Here is a 478-nt window from a genome sequence, read left to right as displayed (position 1 = left end):
AGGTTTTCAATGGTTAGCTTACCGGCGTCATTGGCATCCACATCGACGGTATTCGCTAATAGTTGCGCGGTGGTTAAGGTTTGGCGTGTATCTTCACTGCCATTTGCAAGCACCACTTCAGATGAACAGTAAGGTCTGTCGTTACTGCCGTGAATGGTGATGACAATATCGTGTGTTGTACCATCTTTTGAATGGACTGTAATCGTATCGGTTAAGCTTTGCCCTTCACCAAGTTGGTCAATTGCAGTGCCACGCGTTGTGGGTCTAGCACCTATACCTGATAGATGCCCAGCATCGGCATGGTAATGCCAGGTGCCATCGGTGAGTAAGATTAGATCGCCATAGGTGCCGTGATAGTCGTAACCATTGCTGCCTTGGCGTTCAAATCCTGACTCGCCTACATCGGGGTCTGTGATGGTCAGCTTGCCATCAGCATAGAGTGTTGTATTGCCAAGTGTGGCGATGCCTGAGTGAGCAT

Annotated in this window: 1 protein-coding gene; it reads right to left on the bottom strand. The window is 49.2% G+C overall.

Annotated elements, in window-relative coordinates; genetic code table 11:
- On the bottom strand, positions 1-478 hold a 478-nt coding region (locus AB4623_RS23920; protein ID WP_372147512.1), incomplete at both ends, for a VCBS domain-containing protein.

This window comes from Vibrio sp. 10N.222.52.C12, from assembly GCF_041474215.1.
GTDB classification, from domain to species: Bacteria; Pseudomonadota; Gammaproteobacteria; order Enterobacterales; family Vibrionaceae; genus Vibrio; species Vibrio crassostreae_C.
The sequence above is the reverse complement of the archived record's forward strand: the minus strand, read 5'-3'. Positions and strand labels throughout refer to the sequence as shown.